Source organism: Rhodococcus sp. IEGM 1318 (assembly GCF_033142465.1).
GTDB lineage: Bacteria > Actinomycetota > Actinomycetes > Mycobacteriales > Mycobacteriaceae > Rhodococcus_F > Rhodococcus_F qingshengii_B.
The window spans coordinates 23904-42947 of record NZ_JAWLSC010000003.1 but is presented as its reverse complement, the minus strand read 5'-3'; the positions used below and the strand labels follow the sequence as shown (position 1 = coordinate 42947).

The following is a 19044-nucleotide window of genomic DNA, read 5'->3' as shown; positions in this document are numbered from 1 at the left end:
GATTTTTATGAACTATTTGGTTAATAATCTTGTGTAGTTGCTGTGACGTCGGTTACATTCCTTGTATCGCTCTCCGCACAGACGTTCTCAATACGAACACAATCAGCGGATGTAGAGCCTCCACGACGCTTCCACCCAGGAGATGAGCATGTCAGCTAGTACGGTTACACCGTCCGGCCCCGAGGCGGGATCCTTGGCCAGGCCGGACACGACCAAGGTCAAGCGCGCCGCAACGTCGTCGTTTCTCGGCAGCATGCTCGAGTACTACGACTTCTACATCTACGCCTCTGCCGCTGCGCTCATCTTCCCCACCGTGTTCTTCCCGGACAGCGGACATGCGGCTCTGCTTTCGCTGGCCACTTTCGGTGTCGCGTACGTCGCGCGCCCCCTCGGCGCTGTAGTCCTCGGCCATTTCGGTGACCGCGTCGGCCGCAAGAAGATCATGCTGCTCACGCTCATTCTGATGGGCGCAGCCACCTTCCTCATCGGATGTATTCCCAGCGCCGATTCGATCGGAGTTTTTGCACCGATACTTCTTGTCCTGATGAGAATCGCCCAGGGCATCTCCGCCGCCGGTGAACAGAGCGGTGCCAGCTCACTGACGCTCGAACACGCCCCCGAAGGCCGACGCGCGTTCTTCTGCAGTTGGACCCTCAACGGCACCCAGGCCGGCTTCATCCTCGCCAGCCTCGTATTCCTGCCCATTGCCGCACTCCCCGACGACATCCTTTACACGTGGGGCTGGCGAATCCCGTTCTGGGGCAGCCTGATCGTTCTGGTCGCGGCATACATCATGCGTCTCAAGCTCGAAGAACCCGAAGAGTTCACCGAGCAGCAGGAATCCAAGACCGTCGCCAAATTGCCTGTTGCCGATCTTCTTCGCACCCACAGCGCAAATCTGATTCGCGTGATCTGCTGCGCTTTCATCGCCGTCGTCTCGACCATCTTCTCCGTCTTCGGTCTCGCTTTCGCCACCACCGAAGAAGTGGGGATTCCGAAGTCGACCATGCTCTGGGTTGCCATCGCAGCCAACGCCGTAGCCCTGCTCAGTCAGCCCGCCTGGGCGATGCTCTCCGACCGGATCGGTCGCAGGCCGCTGTTCATCGGTGGCGCCCTCGGTAGCGCGGTGTTCATCTACGTGTACTTCGGCGCAATCGCCAGCGGCAACGTTCCCCTGATCTTCCTCGCCGCAATCGGATTGATGTCCGTCTTCTACGCTGCCCCGAATGCCATCTGGCCGTCGTTCTACTCCGAGATGTTCAACACCAAGGTCCGCTACTCGGGCATTGCGATCGGCACCCAGGTCGGCTTCGCCCTCGCAGGCTTTGCCCCCGCCATCGGCAACGCCCTCATGGGAGGCGACAAGACACACTGGATGCCCGTTGCCATTCTGACTTCGGTGGCCTGCGTCATCTGCGCGATCTCGGCGTTCACCGCCAAGGAGACGTTCCGCACTCCCCTCAAGGAGCTCGGCAACCCGATCTAGCCGACCACCCCACAGACACCCTGCACGAACGACTGTGTTGCGCGAACGACTGTGGCCCGGCATCTCGCGAGAGATGCCGGGCCACAGTCGTTTTGAAGTTCTACGCCGTCTTGTCGCGACGCTCGCCACGTTCCGGCTTACGCGGAACGATGGTCGGAAGTACGTTGTCGTTGACGGTCTCCGCGGTGACGACCACCTTTTCGACGTCGTCACGGCTGGGGATGTCGTACATCACGGGAAGAAGAACTTCTTCCATGATGGCGCGCAGGCCACGCGCACCGGTTCCACGCAAGATCGCCTGATCGGCAATAGCGTCGAGCGCTTCTTCGGTGAACTCGAGTTCGACGCCGTCCATGTCGAACAGACGACGATACTGCTTGACGAGAGCATTCTTGGGCTCCGACAAGATCTGAACGAGCGATTCCTTGTCGAGGTTGGTCACCGACGCGATCATCGGCAGTCGGCCGATGAACTCCGGAATCAGACCGAACTTGATCAAATCCTCCGGCATGACCTCGGCGAAACGATCGACCGTATCCAGTTCGGCCTTCGACCGAACCTCGGCACCGAAACCGATACCGCGCTTGCCGACACGATCGGAGACGATCCGCTCGAGACCTGCGAACGCGCCGGCGACGATGAACAGCACGTTCGTGGTGTCGATCTGGATGAATTCCTGGTGTGGATGCTTGCGGCCACCCTGCGGCGGGACACTCGCCTGCGTGCCTTCGAGAATCTTCAGCAACGCCTGCTGAACGCCTTCGCCGGACACGTCACGCGTGATCGACGGGTTCTCGCTCTTACGCGCGATCTTGTCGACCTCGTCGATGTAGATGATTCCGGTCTCGGCGCGCTTGACGTCGTAGTCGGCAGCCTGAATCAGCTTGAGCAGAATGTTCTCGACGTCCTCACCGACGTAGCCGGCCTCGGTCAACGCCGTCGCATCGGCGATGGCGAACGGGACGTTGAGCATCTTCGCAAGTGTCTGGGCGAGATACGTCTTGCCACAACCGGTGGGGCCGAGCATCAAGATGTTGGATTTTGCGAGCTCAACCGTCTCACCCCGCGCATCACGGCCCTTGTCGCCGGCCTGAATGCGCTTGTAGTGGTTGTAGACGGCCACGGCCAACGTCCGCTTCGCGGAGTCCTGACCGATGACGTAGTTCTCGAGGAATTCTCGGATCTCCGCAGGCTTGGGAAGCTCGTCGAGCTTGACCTCGCTCGATTCGGCCAATTCCTCTTCGATGATCTCGTTGCAGAGGTCGATGCACTCGTCGCAGATGTACACCCCGGGTCCTGCAATGAGCTTTTTGACCTGCTTCTGACTCTTACCGCAGAAAGAGCACTTGAGCAGATCCCCGCCGTCGCCGATGCGTGCCATCTCGTGAGGTCCCTACTTTCCATCATGTACGTGCACTCGCCGCCACTCGATCGGTCGAGACGCTCCGCAGTACGTCGGTAGTTGTCAGATCAGACAAACTGATCAACAAACTGATCGAACAAATCTGGTCGAACAAACGCAGAACGCCGGTCGAGAACCAGCCCGTGAAGTGACGGTACCCGCAGATCCCGAACGGGGTCGACCTGTTCTCGGCGTTTCGCCTGCGGATAAAAAAGAAAAGAGTCGAGATTTCAGCCTGGCGAGCGCTCCACCAGGCACTTCTCGACGTGTCCGCCTCGTGTCGGGAATCGGGATACCGATCCTCGACACGAGGCGGAAATCGACTACTTCTGTGCGCTGAGCTTCCGGTAAGCGAGCACGTCGTCGATGATGCCGTATTCCTTGGCCTGCTCGGCCGTGAGGATCTTGTCGCGATCGGTGTCGACTCGGATGGTCTCCGGATCCTTGCCCGTGTGCAGCGACAGCGTGCTCTCCATGAGCCGACGCATACGCTCGATCTCCGCAGCCTGGATCTCCAGATCGGAAACCTGACCCTGGATGCCGCCCGTGGCCGGCTGGTGGATCAGAATGCGCGAGTTGGGGAGCGCGAAGCGCTTGCCCGGCGTACCACCGGCGAGAAGCACGGCAGCTGCCGAAGCAGCCTGACCGAGGCAGACGGTGGAAATGTCGGCACGGACGTACTGCATCGTGTCGTAGATCGCCATCAGCGCGGTGAACGAACCACCGGGCGAGTTGATGTACATGGTGATGTCGCGGTCCGGATCCTGCGATTCGAGAACCAACAACTGCGCCATGAGGTCATTGGCGGAGACGTCGTCGACCTGCGAGCCGAGGAAGATGATGCGCTCCTCGAACAGCTTGTTGTACGGGTCGGACGTCTTGACGCCGTAGCTGGTCTGCTCCGTGAACTGGGGCAGGATGTAGCGCGATTGGGGGCCTGACGGCGTCTGGCCGCCCAGCGAGTTAGCTCCGAAAAGATTGGTCATCAGTTCTCCAAAGTATGAATTGGGCAGCGAAGGGATGGACGAACCGGCTCAGTTGCCGGTGCCGCCGGCCTGATTCGCACGGGAGACGACGTGGTCGACGAAGCCGTACTCGAGAGCTTCCTTCGCCGTGAACCAACGGTCACGGTCGGAGTCCGCGGTGATCTGCTCGACCGTCTGACCGGTGTGCTGAGCGATCAGCTCGGCCATTTCGCGCTTGGTGTGCTTGAACTGCTCAGCCATGATCGCGATGTCGCTGGCGGAACCACCGATACCGGCGGACGGCTGGTGCATCATGATGCGGGCGTGAGGCAGTGCGTATCGCTTGCCTTTGGTGCCGGCCGAGAGGAGGAACTGACCCATCGACGCTGCAAGGCCCATGCCGAAGGTTGCGATGTCGCACTCGGCGAACTGCATGGTGTCGAAGATCGCCATACCTGCGGTCACGGATCCACCGGGCGAGTTGATGTAGAGCGAGATGTCTCGCGTCGGGTCCTCGGCCGAGAGCAGCAGGATCTGTGCGCACAGCTTGTTGGCGATGTCGTCGTCGACCTGGGTACCGAGGAAAATGATGCGCTCTCGCAGCAAGCGCTCGTACACCGAGTCGCTGAGGTTCAACCCAGCGGTCGCTGAAGTCATGGCGGGACTCTGCAAAGTCTCCAGGTGATTGGAAGTCACGGTACCTGCCTTCTATGTGGATCTACTTGTGCGGTGGATCGTCTGTGCGAAACACTTCTACTGACACAGACAGTAACGAAGTAGGGCGGCACCGGAGTCCCGGTGCCGCCCTACTTCGCTCAAAGCGGAAAACTCAGTGCAGTCGATCGTGGTGAAAACACCCGTCCGCCTGCGTTTTTACTTGTCTTCGCTCTCGGCGGAATCAGACGCATCCGCTGCGGTTTCGTCTTCGCTGCTGCCGAACAGCTCTGCGGTGTCGACAACGGCACCGGAGGTGTCCTTGACACCGGCCGACTCGACGACGGACGCGAGAGCCTTGCCGCGACGAACGTCTGCGAAGACGGCGCCGAGCTGGTTGGCCTGCTGGATCTGCTGGATGAACTGCTCCGGAGCCATGCCGTAACGCTGCGCCTGGAACAGGATGCGCTCAGTGAGCTCGTCCTGACCGACGGTGACGTTGCCCGCATCGGCGATCGAGTCGAGCAAGAGCTGCGTCTTGACGGAGCGCTCAGCGGCTTCCTGTGCATCCTTGTCGAACTCTTCGCGGCTGCTGCCCTGCTCTTCGAGGAGCTTGTTCAGTGCCTCTTCATCGTGATCGAGACCGTGAACGGCGTCGTGCAGTGCAGCGTCGATCTCAGCCTTGACGACGGCCTCCGGCAACGGAACCTCGACGGTCTCGAGCAGCTGCTCGAGAACCTTGTCGCGGATCTGACCGGCCTGCTCGACCTTCCGGACGCGTGCGACGCGCTCACGAAGGTCTGCCTTCAGTTCTTCAAGGGTGTCGAACTCGCTGGCGAGCTGAGCGAACTCGTCGTCCTCAGCCGGAAGCTCGCGCTCCTTGACCGTCTGCACGGTCACGGTGACAACAGCTTCCTTGCCCGCGTACTCGCCGGCGACCAGCGTCGACGTGAAGTCCTTGGACTCCCCCGCCTTGAGGCCGATGATGGCTTCGTCGAGGCCCTCGATGAGCTGGCCCGATCCGACCTCGTGCGACAGTCCGCTCGCGGTTGCCTCGGCAACGTTCTCGCCGTCGACGGTGGCCGACAGGTCGATCGAGACGAAGTCGCCGTCCTCGACTGCGCGGTCGACGCCGGTGAGGGTGCCGAAACGCTGACGCAGCGAAAGCATCTGCTCTTCGATGGCTTCGTCGGTGATCTCGATCGGATCGACCTCGACGTTGATGGAGCTGAAGTCGGGAAGCTCGATCTCGGGGCGCACGTCGACCTCGGCGGTGAACTCGAGGAGCTCGCCGTCTTCGATCTTGGTGACCTCGATCTCGGGCTGGCCGATGGCCTTCACGCCGGCGCTGGTGACAGCCTCGGAGTAACGCGACGGCAGAGCGTCGTTAACGACCTGCTCGAGCACAGCGCCGCGACCGACACGTGCTTCGAGAAGGCGGGCCGGAGCCTTGCCGGGACGGAAGCCGGGGAGACGAATCTGCTGCGCGAGGGCCTTGTAGGCCTTGTCGAAATCAGACTTGAGTTCCGCGAAGGGCACCTCAACGTTGATACGGACTCGCGTCGGGCTGAGCTGCTCGACGGTGCTCTTCACGAAACTTCGCTCCTTCGTCTGGTCTTGCTCACAACTTGTGTTGAATCGGTACTGCTGTCTGGCGCGGCACTTCACTCCCGTACGAGCTGGAGGTGAAGTGCCATGTACGTACTTGTCGGGATGACAGGATTTGAACCTGCGACCCTCCGCTCCCAAAGCGGATGCGCTACCAAGCTGCGCTACATCCCGTTTCCGATCACATGAAACACCGAACACATGAAACACACGATACGGCCATCCGAGGCCACTAAGACAGCGGGCCACAAAGGCAGCCACCATCGGTGACCGCGCACAACCCTATCGCGCTCACTACTCTCTCACGAACCCGACCGCCATTTGTACACGGCCCGGCTGTCGACCCCGTCAGTATGTCATCCGACGGCAGCCACATACAGCCTTGCCTCAATTGCCATTCAGAGCCGGAATCAGAAGCCGCGCCTGCGGCCGAGACACCCCGACTCGCCGAGCAATTCGGCAATTCCCCAGGTGAACGCCGGTATCGAACTTCTCCGACCCCCCGATTATGAAATCCGGTGGGGCATTGGGTACAGTTTCGTATCGCAGACGACGAACACGGCGATCCCGAGTTGTCGTATGCACGGGGATGTAGCTCAATGGTAGAGCCTCAGTCTTCCAAACTGATCACGCGGGTTCGATTCCCGTCATCCCCTCCATCAGGAGGGAAACTCCGCAAAAATCCGCACCGGCCCAGCCGGTGCGGATTTTTGCGTTAAGACTTTGTGTACTCCGACCACTCCCCGGCGGTCCGTATCCTGGAGTTGTCCGGATCGATTCTGCTCGGGAGGCCACTCGTGACCACGATTCTTCTCATACTCGTCGTTCTGGCCGTAGTCGTATTTCTGGTCATGAAAAGCCAGCAACGCGGTTCCGGCCACAGCGCAACACAACTCGACGATGCGAAAGCCGATGCCCGGCAGGCGATCGAACGCCTCGGCGGTCAGGTCTACAACCTGACCGGCAGTGACGACGCGTCGCGCCAAGCCCTCGCCGACGCAGGCGAACGGTACAACGCCGCAGGATCGCAGATCGACCAGGCCGCAACGCCGGTTCAGGCTCGTCTCGCGAAACAGACTGCCCTGGAAGGGCTTTACTACATCCGCGCGGCACGGGTGGCGATGGGCATGGATCCGGGGCCGGAAGTCCCTTCCATCGACGGACAGAAGGCTGCCGGTTCGGTCACCGAAGACCGTGAGGTCGAATTCGAGGGCCGCAAGGTCGCGGCATCACCCAATCCGTCGTCGCACACACCCAACTACTACCCCGGTGGCCGAGTCGCCGGACGCCCGGTCCCGGCCGGCTGGTACTCCGAACCCTGGTGGAAGCCTGCACTCGTCGCCGGCGCCTGGGGCCTGGGTTCGATGATGCTGTTCTCGACCATGTTCTCCGGCATGGCCGGGGTTCCTTACGGCGCAGAGGCTTTCGCCCAGGGTGGCGATACCGGAGCCGGCGACTCGGGAGACCAGGGCGACTCGGGAGATCTGGGCGACTCGGGAGATCAGGGCATGGACGCCGGCGCGGATCAAGGAAGTATCGACAACACCGATTTCACCGCAGACGGTGGAGGCAGCGACTACGGGGACTTCGGTGGCGGAGACTTCGGAGGCTTCGACTTCTAAGCCGACTGACACACCGGGCACCAGAACAAGTTTCGTGCCTTCATAACGGAATGCAGGATCGGTGTGCCGCACACGCGGCACGGCGATCCTGCTCTTCTGTAGACATAGGTACGCGGACGATCCTTCGCATACGCCGGATCTCCGTTGTCGTGCTCGGCGCGAACGACGTGCATCTTCCCGCGTCTGACGCCGACTTTCATCAATTCGACAAGGTCTGCCCACATGGCGGTCCACTCGCCGTGGGAGACGAGATTCCCCGGTCGTTCAGGGTTGATTCCGTGACGAAAGAGAAGTTCGGCGCGATAAACGTTGCCGACACCCGCCAGGACCGCCTGGTCCATCAGCAGGGCGCCGATTGCCGTCTTGGACTTGGAGATTCGCATCCAAGCCTTCTGCGGATCCGCGTCGCGGCGCAGTGGGTCCGGCCCGAGCCGGGCTTCTATCGCGGCGACCTGAGGCGGTAGCAGGACTTCGCAGGCGGTGGGACCACGAAGGTCGGTGCCGAAATCGGCACCGACCATTCGCATCCGGACCTGGCCTACCGGTTCTTCCATCGGCAGGGTGGCGTCGGTGAACTTTCCGTACAAACCGAGGTGTACGTGAACTGTCAATCCATTGTCGTACGTGTGCCAGAGGTGCTTTCCCCAGGCATCCGAGGACGTGAGTACGTGTCCGTCCACCAGGCGCGCGTCCTCGGCGAATCTGCCTTGCGGACTGAGCACGCGGACCGGTGAACCGACGAACTTGCGGGCATGCAACCGTGCCAGCCGGTGCAGGGTATGACCTTCAGGCACGGAACAACTTTCGGATCAGGCTTGCGGCAGAGCCGGTGCGACGCCGGTCTTCTCGTACTCGGACAAGATGTCGATACGACGCTGGTGGCGCTCTTCACCCGACCATGCGGTGGCGAGGAAAGCGTCGACGATGGCAAGCGACTCCTCGAGGGAATGCATACGTCCGCCGATGCCGATCAGCTGAGCGTTGTTGTGCTCGCGGGCCAGCTTCGCCGTTTCGACGCTCCAGGCGAGGGCGCACCGTGCGCCGGGAACCTTGTTCGCTGCGATCTGCTCGCCGTTGCCACTGCCACCGAGGACGATTCCCAGGCTGCCCTCGTCGGCGACGACACGCTTTGCGGCTTCGATGCAGAAGGCCGGGTAGTCGTCCACGGCGTCGTACTCGTGAGCACCACAGTCGATGGCCTCGTGGCCGTTCGCTTTCAGGTGTTCGATGATCTCGTTCTTACGTTCGAATCCGGCATGGTCGGCACCCAGGTATACGCGCATGGCGACAATTCTCTCAGGCCCGACCAGCCGGGCGCACCCGGGTCGACGTCACACTTTCAGGAGCGCGCATCACCGTGCGAGCGCACCTATCGTGGTGCCCATGTACCCCGCCAACGCTCAGGCCGCTGCACCCGCCATTCGCGTGTCACCGGGCAGTGACGCGGTTCGCCACCCGTGGGAAATCCCGCTACTCGTGCTCGCGGTTCTGACGACGGTCGTCACTTATGTGGTGGCGATCGTTCTGATCGCTGCGGGTGATCTGTCGACGTGGATCCTCGTGGTGCTCGCGGCTCCGATCTTGCTGTTCCTCGCGCGAGGTCAGCTGTACGGATCGCAGCAGGTCAACGGAATCAAGATGACGCCTTCACAATTTCCGGAGGGGTATCAGCTGGTTGCCGAGGCTGCCGCACGGTTCGGCATGAAAACTCCGCCGGATGCCTACGTCGTGCTGGGGAACGGGCGGATCAACGCGTTTGCGTCAGGGCACGGATTTCGCCGTTTTGTCGTCGTCTACAGCGACCTGTTCGAAGTCGGTGGGCAGGCACGCGAGCCCGATGCGCTCGCATTCATCATCGGCCACGAGGTCGGCCACATCGCTGCTGGGCATGCGTCGTACTGGCGCCAGTGGGGACAGTTCGCGTCGAACTACATTCCGGTGATCGGATCTTCGCTGTCGCGTTCCATGGAGTACACGGCAGACAACTTCGGTTTTCACATGCCGGAAAGTATCTCGTGGGTCTGGTCGGGTTCGACGAACTCGCCGATCGCGCGACACTCGAATCCGGTTTCTTCCCGTGGTTCGTCAACATCTTGTCGTCGCATCCGGTGCTGACCTGGCGTGCGGCCGCGCTTCGCAACCGCACGCACTCAGGGCATCTGTTCTTCCGGCCGGGTCAGCTCTACCGAAATCCGGCGCTCACTGCCGCTCAGTCGAACTGAGGATCCTCGTTGCGGGTCCGCTTGAGCTCGAAGAAGTGGGGGTAGCCGGCCAGCGCGACGGCGCCGTCCCACACCTTGCCTGCGTCCTCGCCTCGCGGGATGCGCGAAAGCACGGGACCGAAGAAAGCCACACCGTTGACATGGATCGTCGGGGTTCCGACGTCGGGTCCGACGGCGTCCATGCCCTTGTGATGGCTCTCGCGCAGAGCCTCGTCGTACTTGTCGGTGTCGGCGGCCTCGGCCAGTTCAGGTGGCAGGCCGACCTCGGCGAGGGACGACTTGATGACGTCGGCGAAGTCCTTGTTTCCCTCGTTATGAATCTTCGTGCCCATCGCCGTGTACAGCGGCAGGAGGATATCGTCACCCTTCAGCTGCGCTGCAGCGATAGCGACGCGGACCGGTCCCCAGGCCTTGGTCATCATCTCGCGGTACTCGTCTGGCAGGTCGCGGCCCTCGTTGAGAACCGCAAGGCTCATCACGTGGAACTTGGCCTCGATGTCGCGTACCTGCTGGGCCTCGAGAATCCAGCGCGAGGTGATCCAGCACCACGGGCAGAGCGGGTCGAACCAGAAGTCAGCAGTGTCCGTGGTCTTGCTCGAGGTTGCGCTCACGAAGAAACTCCCTATCAGTTCATGTCGGTCAGGTCATATCAGTTCGGGGACATATCTCCCGTCCTGCCAACAATCATGAACCCGCAATCCTTCCCGCGCTTTCCCTCGAACCACCTTCCGATCGCAGTAGTGTCGAAAAGAAACGAGTGCGAAGGAGTGGTTCGGTAATGAGCACCAACCGGAGATTCGTGATCGTCGGCGGCGGGCTCGCGGGCGCAAAGATGGCAGAAGCCCTGCGTGACAGAGATTTCGACGGTGAAATCACCGTCTTGAGCGAAGAAGACCACCTTCCGTACGAGCGTCCGCCGCTGTCGAAAGAGTTCTTCGCGGGAAAGAAAACACTCCCCGAATTCACCGTCCACGACGGCGAGTGGTTCCGCGACCATCGCGTCGATCTTCGACCGGGAACCACGGCAACGGCGATCGACACCGCTGCGCACACCGTCTCACTTCCGGACGGTTCCACGATCGGCTACGACAAGCTCGCCCTGGCCACCGGTTCACGTTCGCGGCGCCTCGACATCCCGGGGGCCGACGCCGAAGGCGTTCACTACGTGCGAACAGTCGATCAAGCCGCTGCGCTGCTGCGCACCCTGGCCGCCGACAAGAAACTCGTCGTGATCGGTGCCGGCTGGATCGGTCTCGAAATTGCCGCGTCGGCTCGCGGTTTCGACGTCGACGTCACCGTGCTCGAACATGCCGACCTCCCGCTCGAATCGACGCTCGGCCCGGAAATGGGTGAGGTCTTCGCCGCACTGCACCGCCAGAACGGCGTCGACTTGCGCACCGGCACGGACGTCAGCGCAATCTCCGTCGACGGCGATCAAGCCTCGGGTGTCACCTTGAGCGATGGAACCGTGATTCCCGCCGACGCCGTGTTGATCGCTGTCGGAGCATTGCCCAACACCGAGTTGGCGTCGGAGGCGGGTATCGACGTCGACAACGGAGTTCTCGTCGACGCCGGTCTGCAGAGCAGCGACGCCGACGTCGTCGCGGTAGGAGACATCGCGGCCGCACAGCATCCGATTCTGAATGCACGAATTCGGGTGGAGCACTGGGCAAACGCGCTCAACCAACCCGAGACGGCTGCAGACACCATGTTGGGGCGGCCCGCCGAGTACGTGCGCATGCCGTATTTCTTCACCGATCAGTACGACCTCGGTATGGAATACGTGGGCCACGCACCGCATGGCGCTTATTCCCGTGTGGTCACTCGCGGTGACGTCGACAAGCGCGAGTTCCTGGCGTTCTGGCTCGATTCCGCGAACAAGGTACTCGCCGGCATGAACGTGAACATCTGGGATGCCGGTGACGCCATCAAGGAACTGGTCGCATCTTCGCGCCCCGTCGATCCGGATCGGTTGGCCGATCCACAGATTCCGCTGGCAGAAGCGTCCGCTTGAGTAAAGCCGTTCTCTTCGTGATGGGATGGACGTAATAGATCCGCACCATCAACGAGGAGATCTTTGTGGTCGCACCGAACCTGACACGCGAAACCGCAGCGCAACGGTCAGCAATCCTGAGCGTCGAGAACTACCTGATCGAACTCGATCTCACCGACGGCAACGACGCACCCGGCGAGGAGACGTTCTCTTCGAAGACCACTGTCACGTTCACGGCTACGGCCGGGGCAAGCAGCTTCATCGACATCGTCGCTGCCCGAGTCCATTCCGCAGTCCTCAACGGAACGGCACTCGACGTCACCGGTTACGACGAGTCGACAGGCATCAGCCTGCCCGACCTCGCTGCCGACAACGAGTTGGTCATCGAGGCCGATTGCATCTACTCCCACACCGGCGAAGGACTGCACCGATTCGTCGACCCGACCGATGACGCCGTCTACCTCTATTCACAATTCGAGACGGCTGACGCCAAGCGCATGTTCGCGTGCTTCGATCAGCCCGATCTGAAGGCCACGTTCGACGTCCGCGTCACCGCCCCCACGTCGTGGAAGGTCATCTCCAACTCCGCGGTCGTCGAGACCCTCGCCGCTGATCCCGGCCAGCACGTCTTCCGGACCACCCCGAAGATGAGCACGTACCTGGTGGCGCTCATCGCCGGTCCGTACACCCAGTGGACCGACATCTACTCCGACGAGCACGGCGACATCCCCCTCGGAATCTTCTGCCGCGCTTCGCTGGCCGAGTTCATGGACGAGGAGCGGCTCTTCACCGAGACCAAGCAGGGATTCGACTTCTACCACCGCAACTTCGGTGTTCCCTATGCCTTCGGCAAGTACGACCAGCTCTTCGTCCCCGAATTCAATGCGGGCGCGATGGAGAATGCCGGCGCCGTGACCTTCGTCGAGGACTACGTCTTCCGCTCCAAAGTGACCCGCTACTCGTACGAGCGTCGTGCCGAGACGGTGCTGCACGAAATGGCGCACATGTGGTTCGGCGACCTCGTCACGATGGCGTGGTGGGACGACCTGTGGCTCAACGAGTCGTTCGCGACCTTCGCTTCGGTCCTGTGCCAGACCGAGGCCACGGAGTACACGAATGCCTGGACGACGTTCGCCAACGTCGAGAAGTCGTGGGCATACCGCCAGGATCAGTTGCCGTCGACGCACCCGATTGCCGCGGACATTCCGGACCTGGCCGCAGTCGAGGTCAACTTCGACGGCATCACCTACGCCAAGGGCGCCAGCGTCCTCAAGCAGTTGGTCGCCTACGTCGGACTCGAGCCGTTCCTCGCCGGACTGCGTGAGTACTTCCGTGAGCACGCATTCGGAAACGCAACCTTCGACGATCTGCTGGGTTCACTCGAAAAGTCTTCGGGCCGTGACCTTTCCGACTGGGGCCGGCAGTGGCTCAAGACCACCGGTTTGAACATCCTGCGCCCCGACTTCGACGTCGACGCAGACGGAAAGTTCACCCGCTTCGCCGTCCTGCAGGACGGTGCTGCACCAGGCGCCGGCGAGCGGCGAATCCACCGGATCGCCATCGGCATCTACGACGACGTCGACGGCAAGTTGGTGCGAAGCCATCGCGTCGAACTCGACCTCGATGCTGTGGAAAGCACGGATGTCCCCGAACTTGTCGGCGTCGCCCGCGGTGCACTCGTGTTGGTCAACGACGACGATCTCACCTACGGCTCCGTGCGACTCGATCCCGAATCGTTGGCGACGGCGATCGAGCGGGTCGGCGACATCACCGACTCACTCCCCCGCACCCTGGTCTGGTCGGCGGCGTGGGAAATGACCCGTCAGGCCGAACTGAAGGCACGCGACTTCGTCGCACTGGTCGAGCGCGGTATCAGTTCGGAGACCGAAGTCGGTGTGGTGCAACGTCTCTTGCTCCAAGCCCAAACCGCCATCGGCTCCTACGCAGATCCGGCCTGGGCCGAGGCCGAAGGCGCGGCGAGCTTCGCCAATCGGTTGCTCGAACTCGCACGTGAGGCAGAGGCCGGGTCCGACCACCAGCTGGCATTCGTCAACGCACTCACCGGTGCAGCACTCTCCCCGTGGCACACCGAGGTACTGCGCGAATTGCTCGACGCCGATCCCTCCACAGTTGGGCTCGACGGCCTGATCGTCGACACGGACCTGCGCTGGCGCATCGTCGGGGCACTCGCAGCTGCCGGTGAGATCGACGCCGAAGGAACTGCAACTCCGTTCATCGACGCCGAAGCCCAGCATGACCCGACCGCTGCGGGCGCTCGTCAAGCCGCCGCGGCCGCGGCCGGACGTCCGCAGGCCGCTGTCAAGGAAGAGGTCTGGGCGAAGGTCGTCGGCGACGACTCGCTGCCCAACATCACCGCGCGATCGATCATCGGCGGGTTCGCTCGCGAAGGCCAGGACGAATTGCTCGAACCCTTCGTCTCCCGCTACTTTGCCGACATCGCGGCAGTGTGGGAACGACGCTCGAGCGAAGTGGCACAGACGGTTGTCATCGGGCTGTACCCGTCGTGGTCGATCTCTGCAGAATCCGTCGCGGCCGCAGACCGATTCCTCGAAGGCGACATCCCTCCCGCGTTGCGCCGTCTGGTCGTCGAAGGCCAGGCCGGTGTGGTTCGTTCACTCGCAGCACGAAAGTTCGACGCGAGCTGACATGCGAAAGGCCGGTGCCCGCGTCGATTCTCACGAATCGACGCGGGCACCGGCCTGTGTCTTGCAAGTCAGGGCGCTGAAATTGCGGCTGCCATAACGCGGATTGCGCTGATCAGTCCGTCGATCAGATTGCCTTCGCTGAACGATGCAACAGCTGCCGTTGCGCCGAGCTGGGTAACGCGATCAGTGACCCGATCGGCGATTGCCCGCCCGCTGCGTACCTCGACGGTGCGCTGGTTGGGCGAGACGGCGATCAGCACGGAACGCTCGGCTTCGGGCGTGGTCGGGAACAGTGCGTCGGCACCCGCTGCCGGATCGGAACCGAGATCACCGATGTACGCGTTGAATCGCACCTTGGTGGCCCGCGTCGCTTCGGTCATCGCGACGTCGAGCGCGACCAGATCCATGGTCTCGAACGGAAGATCGTCGGTGAACGGCTCGCCGATGCGATGCACACCGGATACGCGTCCACTGGACGTGACGACGCTGCCGACGGGCAGGTCCTCGGGCGCTACTGCGAGCGCGGTCGAATGATCACCACTTGCCACTTGCGGACCCTCCGATCAGATCAGCCGAACCGGCTTCGATTGCGTGTGCACTGCCGTGATGGCCACCGCGAACGGTGACCTCGTCGACAGCACTCCACAGCACGGGAGCGTGATCCCACGACTCACCGAGATGGAACGCCGGCGGAACCGGTCCCGGCGTCTTCTTCCCGAGGAAGGACGCAGCCGCGAAGAACGCGGTGATCAAGGCCGGAATCCCAACGTATATCAGTACTACCTCGAGAATGCTCACACCAGATAACGTAGCCCAGAACGCCAGGAAGGAAAGCGTCAGGGCCACAAATTCTCGGGCAATTTCGTTTCGGTGAAGACAGAACGCGCCTCAGGCTGCGCCCACGCCGAGATAAGGCATCCACGCCGGATGCAATTCCTTGGTCGCCGCGAGTAGACGCCAGTGCGGGCCGGACGGCGGAACCAGTTCCGCACGGAGCGTCCATCCGAGTTCGCTGAGCATCTTGTCGGCCTTGCGGTGATTGCAGGGGGCACAGCACGCGACGCAGTTCTCCCACGAATGCCCGCCACCTCTGCTGCGAGGAACGACGTGGTCGATGGTTTCGGCTTTGGCTCCGCAGTACGCACATCGGAAGTGGTCACGATGCATCAGTGCGGCACGAGTCATGGGGATACGGGCGCGATACGGAACGCGCACGTAGGTGCGCAATCGAATGACCGAGGGAACCTGCACCGACCAGTCCGCAGAATGGACTACCGGGCCTTGTTCGTCCTCGTGGACGGTATCGGCCTTGCCGCAGGCCATCAGTACGACCGCGCGCCGGGCAGGAAGGGCGGTCAGCGGTTCGTACGTGACGTTGAGCAGTAGCACCCGACGTTTCACCCACTCGGGCACGACGCGATCGGGAGGGAACATCTCGAGGTGAGAACGTTCTTCGGAAAAGAGTGGGTCGGCAGTGTGCGCGAACCCGTCAGGAACAACTTCCAGAACAGCCCCTAACGCGTGGTCGTTCCGCGCGCTAGTGGGCTGGAGTTGTCGGTGATTGCGTGCAGCATGTCGGTTCTTCATACGACCTCCGGGAGACTGCCCCCAAGTTGACCACGGATGATCGCGTTACGCACTCCCATTTCGAACAAAATTGCCAGGACGGCCGGTGAATTTCCGGTGAATGGGTACGCAGTCCGACCCGATACCACCGTCGTCGACCCGGAAACCGACCACTACGGCCGTCAGGCACAATGGAAGTTGCCATGAATGACGTACAGCACGACGTGCAGCAGACCTTCTACGACGCCATCGGCGGAGCCGAGACGTTTCACAAGCTCACCGCGCGATTCTACGAAGAAGTCGCGAAGGACGAGGTTGTGCGCCCGCTCTACCCCGAGGCCGATCTCGGCCCGGCCGAGCGGCGGATGCGGATGTTCCTCGAGCAGTACTGGGGCGGGCCGCACACGTACTCGGAAGAGCGTGGGCACCCGCGTCTGCGGATGCGCCACAATCCGTTCGTGATCGGCCCGATCGAGCGCGATGCGTGGCTTCGGTGCATGCACGTCGCCATCGCGTCCATCGACGATAAGACTCTGAGCCCGGTGCACCGCAAGCAGTTGATCGACTACATGGAGATGGCAGCTGCGTCCATGGTGAACTCCGCCATCTGACCGTTTACTTCGCCTTCGGCCTGAACACGCGCGCGACCCGGCGGGCTGCGCGCACCCCGAACGACACCGTGGGATGCAGGGGCGAGCTCAGGATTGCATGCTTGCGCACGTACTCTTCGACCTCCCACTCCGACCAGCTGCCCGCACGGAAGAGTGCGGCATCGCCGACGCCCAGGGTTCGCTTGGCGATTCCGTCGGCCTGAACGGTGACCGACCCTTCGATGATGTGCACGATTTCGTCCGCGTGGAAGTACCAGCGGAAGCGCCCCTTCGTGCAATCCCAGACGTGTGTAGTCGTGGTCCCGTCTTTACTCGCCGACCATTGCGCCGAGCGCGCAACCGGTGTGCCGAAGATTATCCAGTCGCGGTTGATCGGATCATCGTCGAGCAGTACATGATCCAAACTGACCGCTTCGATTGCCGACAAAGTCAAGGCCAAGCCCCCTTGGTTGAATTCCCAATAGTTCTCCCCCCCGCAGTAACACCAAAGTTGCCACATGGTGTCACCGCGTGAATGCAAAGTACACCAAGGCTAGGTAAAGAGTCACGCTTTGGCCGTGTCCAAGTCGTGAGATTGCCAGACGTTTGGCACTATGAACTGCTGTGAGCACCCCCGCGGATTCGTCCTCTGTAAGCCGGCCCGAAGCCCCGTGGTGGAACGAGGCGGTCTTCTATCAGATCTATCCGCGTTCCTTTGCCGATTCGGGCAGCGACGGTATCGGTGACCTCGGCGGAGTCGAGGAGAAACTCGGCTACCTCGAACTGCTCGGCATCGACGCAATCTGGTTGAGCCCGGTGATGAAGTCACCGATGGCAGACCACGGCTACGACGTCGCGGATCCTCGCGACATCGATCCCTTGTTCGGTGATCTGGCAACGATGGATTCGCTGATCACGTCAGCCCACGAACGCGGAATCAAGGTCACGATGGACCTGGTGCCGAACCACACGAGTGATCAGCACGAGTGGTTCAAGGCAGCCCTGGCGTCGGCGCCCGGTTCGGCAGAGCGATCCCGTTACATCTTCCGAGACGGCAAAGGTGAGAACGGCAACGAACCGCCGAACAACTGGCCGAGCATCTTCGGCGGCCCGGCGTGGACCCGCGTCACCGAAGAAGACGGAACACCTGGCCAGTGGTACCTGCACATCTTCGCCAAGGAACAGCCCGACCTGAACTGGGACAACCCGGAGGTCTTCGACGACCTCGCCAAGACTCTGCGCTTCTGGCTCGAGCGCGGAATCGACGGATTCCGCATCGACGTGGCCCACGGAATGGCCAAGCCCGACGGTTTGCCGGACCACGACTGGGAGCTCAACGAGCTCATGCGCAATTCCGACGACGACCCGCGATTCAACAACCCGGCCGTTCACGAAATCCACCGCGGGATCCGCAAGGTCATGGACGAGTTCCCGGAGGCCATGACCGTCGGAGAGATCTGGGTGAAGGACAACCAGAAGTTCGGCGAATACATCCGGCCAGACGAACTGCATCTCGGATTCAACTTCCGGCTTGCAGAAACCGAATTCTCCGCCGAGTCCGTCCGAGAGGCCGTGGAGAACTCCCTCGCGGCCGTCGCCGAGGTCGGGGGTGTGCCCACGTGGACATTGTCGAATCACGACGTCGAACGTGAAGTCACGCGCTACGGCGGGGGCGAGATCGGAACGCAACGCGCACGGGCGATGATCCTCGTCGAGTTGGCGCTTCCGGGCGCGAGCTTCATATACAACGGAGCCGAACTCGGCCTGCCGAACGTCGACCTGCCCGACGAGGCACTACAGGACCCGGTCTGGGAACGATCCGGACATGCCGAGCGAGGACGCGACGGCTGCCGAGTGCCCCTTCCCTGGGAAGGAACCGAGCCGCCCTTCGGATTCACCACCGGTGCGAGCACCTGGTTGCCGATGCCAAGCGAGTGGTCGGCGCTCACGGTGGAGGCGCAGATCGAGGACGTGGACTCGATGCTCTCGCTTTATCGCGCCGCCCTCGAACTTCGTAGCGCCAGGCCGGAGTTTTCCGGCACCGACATCGATTGGTACGGCAGTCCCCCCGGCTGCCTCGCTTTCCGTCGACGCGGTGGTCTGATCTGTGCTCTCAACACCACGGAGGTGCCGATCGCACTGCCGAGCGGGCAGCTGCTGTTGAGCAGCGCACCACTCGTCGACGGTCAGCTGCCCGTCAACGCTGCGGCGTGGCTGATCTGACAGAACACTCGCACGTCGTCAGGCGGCGGCCCCATCGCGCTGGTGGT

General features: G+C 62.1%; 17 protein-coding genes, 2 tRNA genes and 1 pseudogene. 8 read left to right on the top strand and 12 right to left on the bottom strand.

The genetic code is table 11. The features are described from left to right. Positions 1–148: 148 nt before the first annotated feature. Positions 149–1486 (top strand): MFS transporter, encoded by a 1338-nt coding sequence (locus tag R4P65_RS08355; protein ID WP_230814005.1) that lies wholly within the window; start codon positions 149–151, stop codon positions 1484–1486. Between the two features lie 100 nt (positions 1487–1586). Here R4P65_RS08355 and clpX read toward each other — a convergent pair whose 3' ends face one another. From clpX to R4P65_RS08330, 5 genes are all read right to left on the bottom strand, one after another. Continuing rightward, entirely contained in the window at positions 1587–2867 is a 1281-nt protein-coding gene (gene clpX / locus R4P65_RS08350) for an ATP-dependent Clp protease ATP-binding subunit ClpX (protein ID WP_003944582.1), read from the bottom strand. 344 nt (positions 2868–3211) lie between these two features. Beyond that, the gene (locus tag R4P65_RS08345; RefSeq protein WP_296555113.1) at positions 3212–3874 is read right to left on the bottom strand and encodes an ATP-dependent Clp protease proteolytic subunit; all 663 of its coding nucleotides are present in this window, start codon (positions 3872–3874) and stop codon (positions 3212–3214) included. 48 nt (positions 3875–3922) lie between these two features. Next, positions 3923–4510 carry an ATP-dependent Clp protease proteolytic subunit gene (locus tag R4P65_RS08340; protein ID WP_007730960.1) on the bottom strand — a complete coding sequence of 196 codons (588 nt, stop codon included), beginning with the start codon at positions 4508–4510 and terminating at the stop codon, positions 3923–3925. Positions 4511–4726: 216 nt separating this feature from the next. After that, positions 4727–6100 carry a trigger factor gene (tig, locus tag R4P65_RS08335; protein ID WP_317826162.1) on the bottom strand — a complete coding sequence of 458 codons (1374 nt, stop codon included), beginning with the start codon at positions 6098–6100 and terminating at the stop codon, positions 4727–4729. A gap of 115 nt (positions 6101–6215) precedes the next feature. After that, positions 6216–6289 (bottom strand) — tRNA-Pro (locus R4P65_RS08330). Positions 6290–6700: 411 nt separating this feature from the next. On the opposite strand from R4P65_RS08330, the gene R4P65_RS08325 reads away from it, so the two are divergent. Further along, positions 6701–6774, top strand: a tRNA-Gly gene (locus tag R4P65_RS08325). 192 nt (positions 6775–6966) lie between these two features. Then, entirely contained in the window at positions 6967–7737 is a 771-nt protein-coding gene (locus R4P65_RS08320; RefSeq protein ID WP_317826478.1) for a DUF1542 domain-containing protein, read from the top strand. Here the strand turns inward: R4P65_RS08320 and R4P65_RS08315 are convergent. Further along, entirely contained in the window at positions 7734–8531 is a 798-nt protein-coding gene (locus R4P65_RS08315; protein WP_317826161.1) for an Fpg/Nei family DNA glycosylase, read from the bottom strand. The two genes, R4P65_RS08320 and R4P65_RS08315, sit on opposite strands and share 4 nt — an antisense overlap. 15 nt (positions 8532–8546) lie before the next feature. After that, entirely contained in the window at positions 8547–9020 is a 474-nt protein-coding gene (locus tag R4P65_RS08310) for a ribose-5-phosphate isomerase (protein WP_003944571.1), read from the bottom strand. 100 nt (positions 9021–9120) lie between these two features. On the opposite strand from R4P65_RS08310, the pseudogene R4P65_RS08305 reads away from it, so the two are divergent. Further along, positions 9121–9959: pseudogene (locus R4P65_RS08305) on the top strand (M48 family metallopeptidase). On the opposite strand, the gene R4P65_RS08300 reads toward R4P65_RS08305, so the two are convergent. Then, the gene (locus tag R4P65_RS08300) at positions 9947–10570 is read right to left on the bottom strand and encodes a DsbA family protein (protein WP_007730951.1); all 624 of its coding nucleotides are present in this window, start codon (positions 10568–10570) and stop codon (positions 9947–9949) included. The pseudogene R4P65_RS08305 and the gene R4P65_RS08300 overlap by 13 nt on opposite strands. A gap of 167 nt (positions 10571–10737) precedes the next feature. Between R4P65_RS08300 and R4P65_RS08295 the strand changes: the two genes are divergently transcribed. Beyond that, on the top strand, positions 10738–11973 hold the full coding sequence (locus tag R4P65_RS08295) for an NAD(P)/FAD-dependent oxidoreductase (RefSeq protein ID WP_317826160.1): 1236 nt from the start codon (positions 10738–10740) through the stop codon (positions 11971–11973). Positions 11974–12038: 65 nt separating this feature from the next. Further along, complete coding sequence (gene pepN / locus R4P65_RS08290) at positions 12039–14618, top strand: aminopeptidase N (RefSeq protein WP_317826159.1); 2580 nt, start codon at positions 12039–12041, stop codon at positions 14616–14618. A gap of 68 nt (positions 14619–14686) precedes the next feature. On the opposite strand, the gene R4P65_RS08285 is transcribed toward pepN, so the two are convergent. From R4P65_RS08285 to R4P65_RS08275, 3 genes are all read right to left on the bottom strand, one after another. After that, complete coding sequence (locus tag R4P65_RS08285; protein ID WP_019749092.1) at positions 14687–15166, bottom strand: DUF5130 domain-containing protein; 480 nt, start codon at positions 15164–15166, stop codon at positions 14687–14689. Then, positions 15153–15416, bottom strand: coding sequence for a hypothetical protein (locus R4P65_RS08280; protein WP_007730943.1), 264 nt, complete (start codon positions 15414–15416; stop codon positions 15153–15155). Before R4P65_RS08280 ends, R4P65_RS08285 begins: the two co-directional genes overlap by 14 nt. 90 nt (positions 15417–15506) lie before the next feature. Then, positions 15507–16205: an HNH endonuclease gene (locus R4P65_RS08275; RefSeq protein ID WP_172436519.1), complete on the bottom strand. Its 699-nt coding sequence runs from the start codon at positions 16203–16205 to the stop codon at positions 15507–15509. A 182-nt stretch (positions 16206–16387) separates the two neighbouring features. On the opposite strand from R4P65_RS08275, the gene R4P65_RS08270 reads away from it, so the two are divergent. Next, positions 16388–16795 (top strand): globin, encoded by a 408-nt coding sequence (locus R4P65_RS08270; RefSeq protein ID WP_317826158.1) that lies wholly within the window; start codon positions 16388–16390, stop codon positions 16793–16795. A 4-nt stretch (positions 16796–16799) separates the two neighbouring features. On the opposite strand, the gene R4P65_RS08265 is transcribed toward R4P65_RS08270, so the two are convergent. Beyond that, a complete protein-coding gene (locus R4P65_RS08265) occupies positions 16800–17228 on the bottom strand; it encodes a cupin domain-containing protein (RefSeq protein ID WP_411742525.1) in 429 nt (142 codons plus the stop codon). 170 nt (positions 17229–17398) lie between these two features. Here R4P65_RS08265 and R4P65_RS08260 point away from each other — a divergent pair, with 170 nt between their 5' ends. Then, positions 17399–18997 carry a glycoside hydrolase family 13 protein gene (locus R4P65_RS08260; RefSeq protein WP_317826156.1) on the top strand — a complete coding sequence of 533 codons (1599 nt, stop codon included), beginning with the start codon at positions 17399–17401 and terminating at the stop codon, positions 18995–18997. Positions 18998–19044 lie beyond the last annotated feature (47 nt).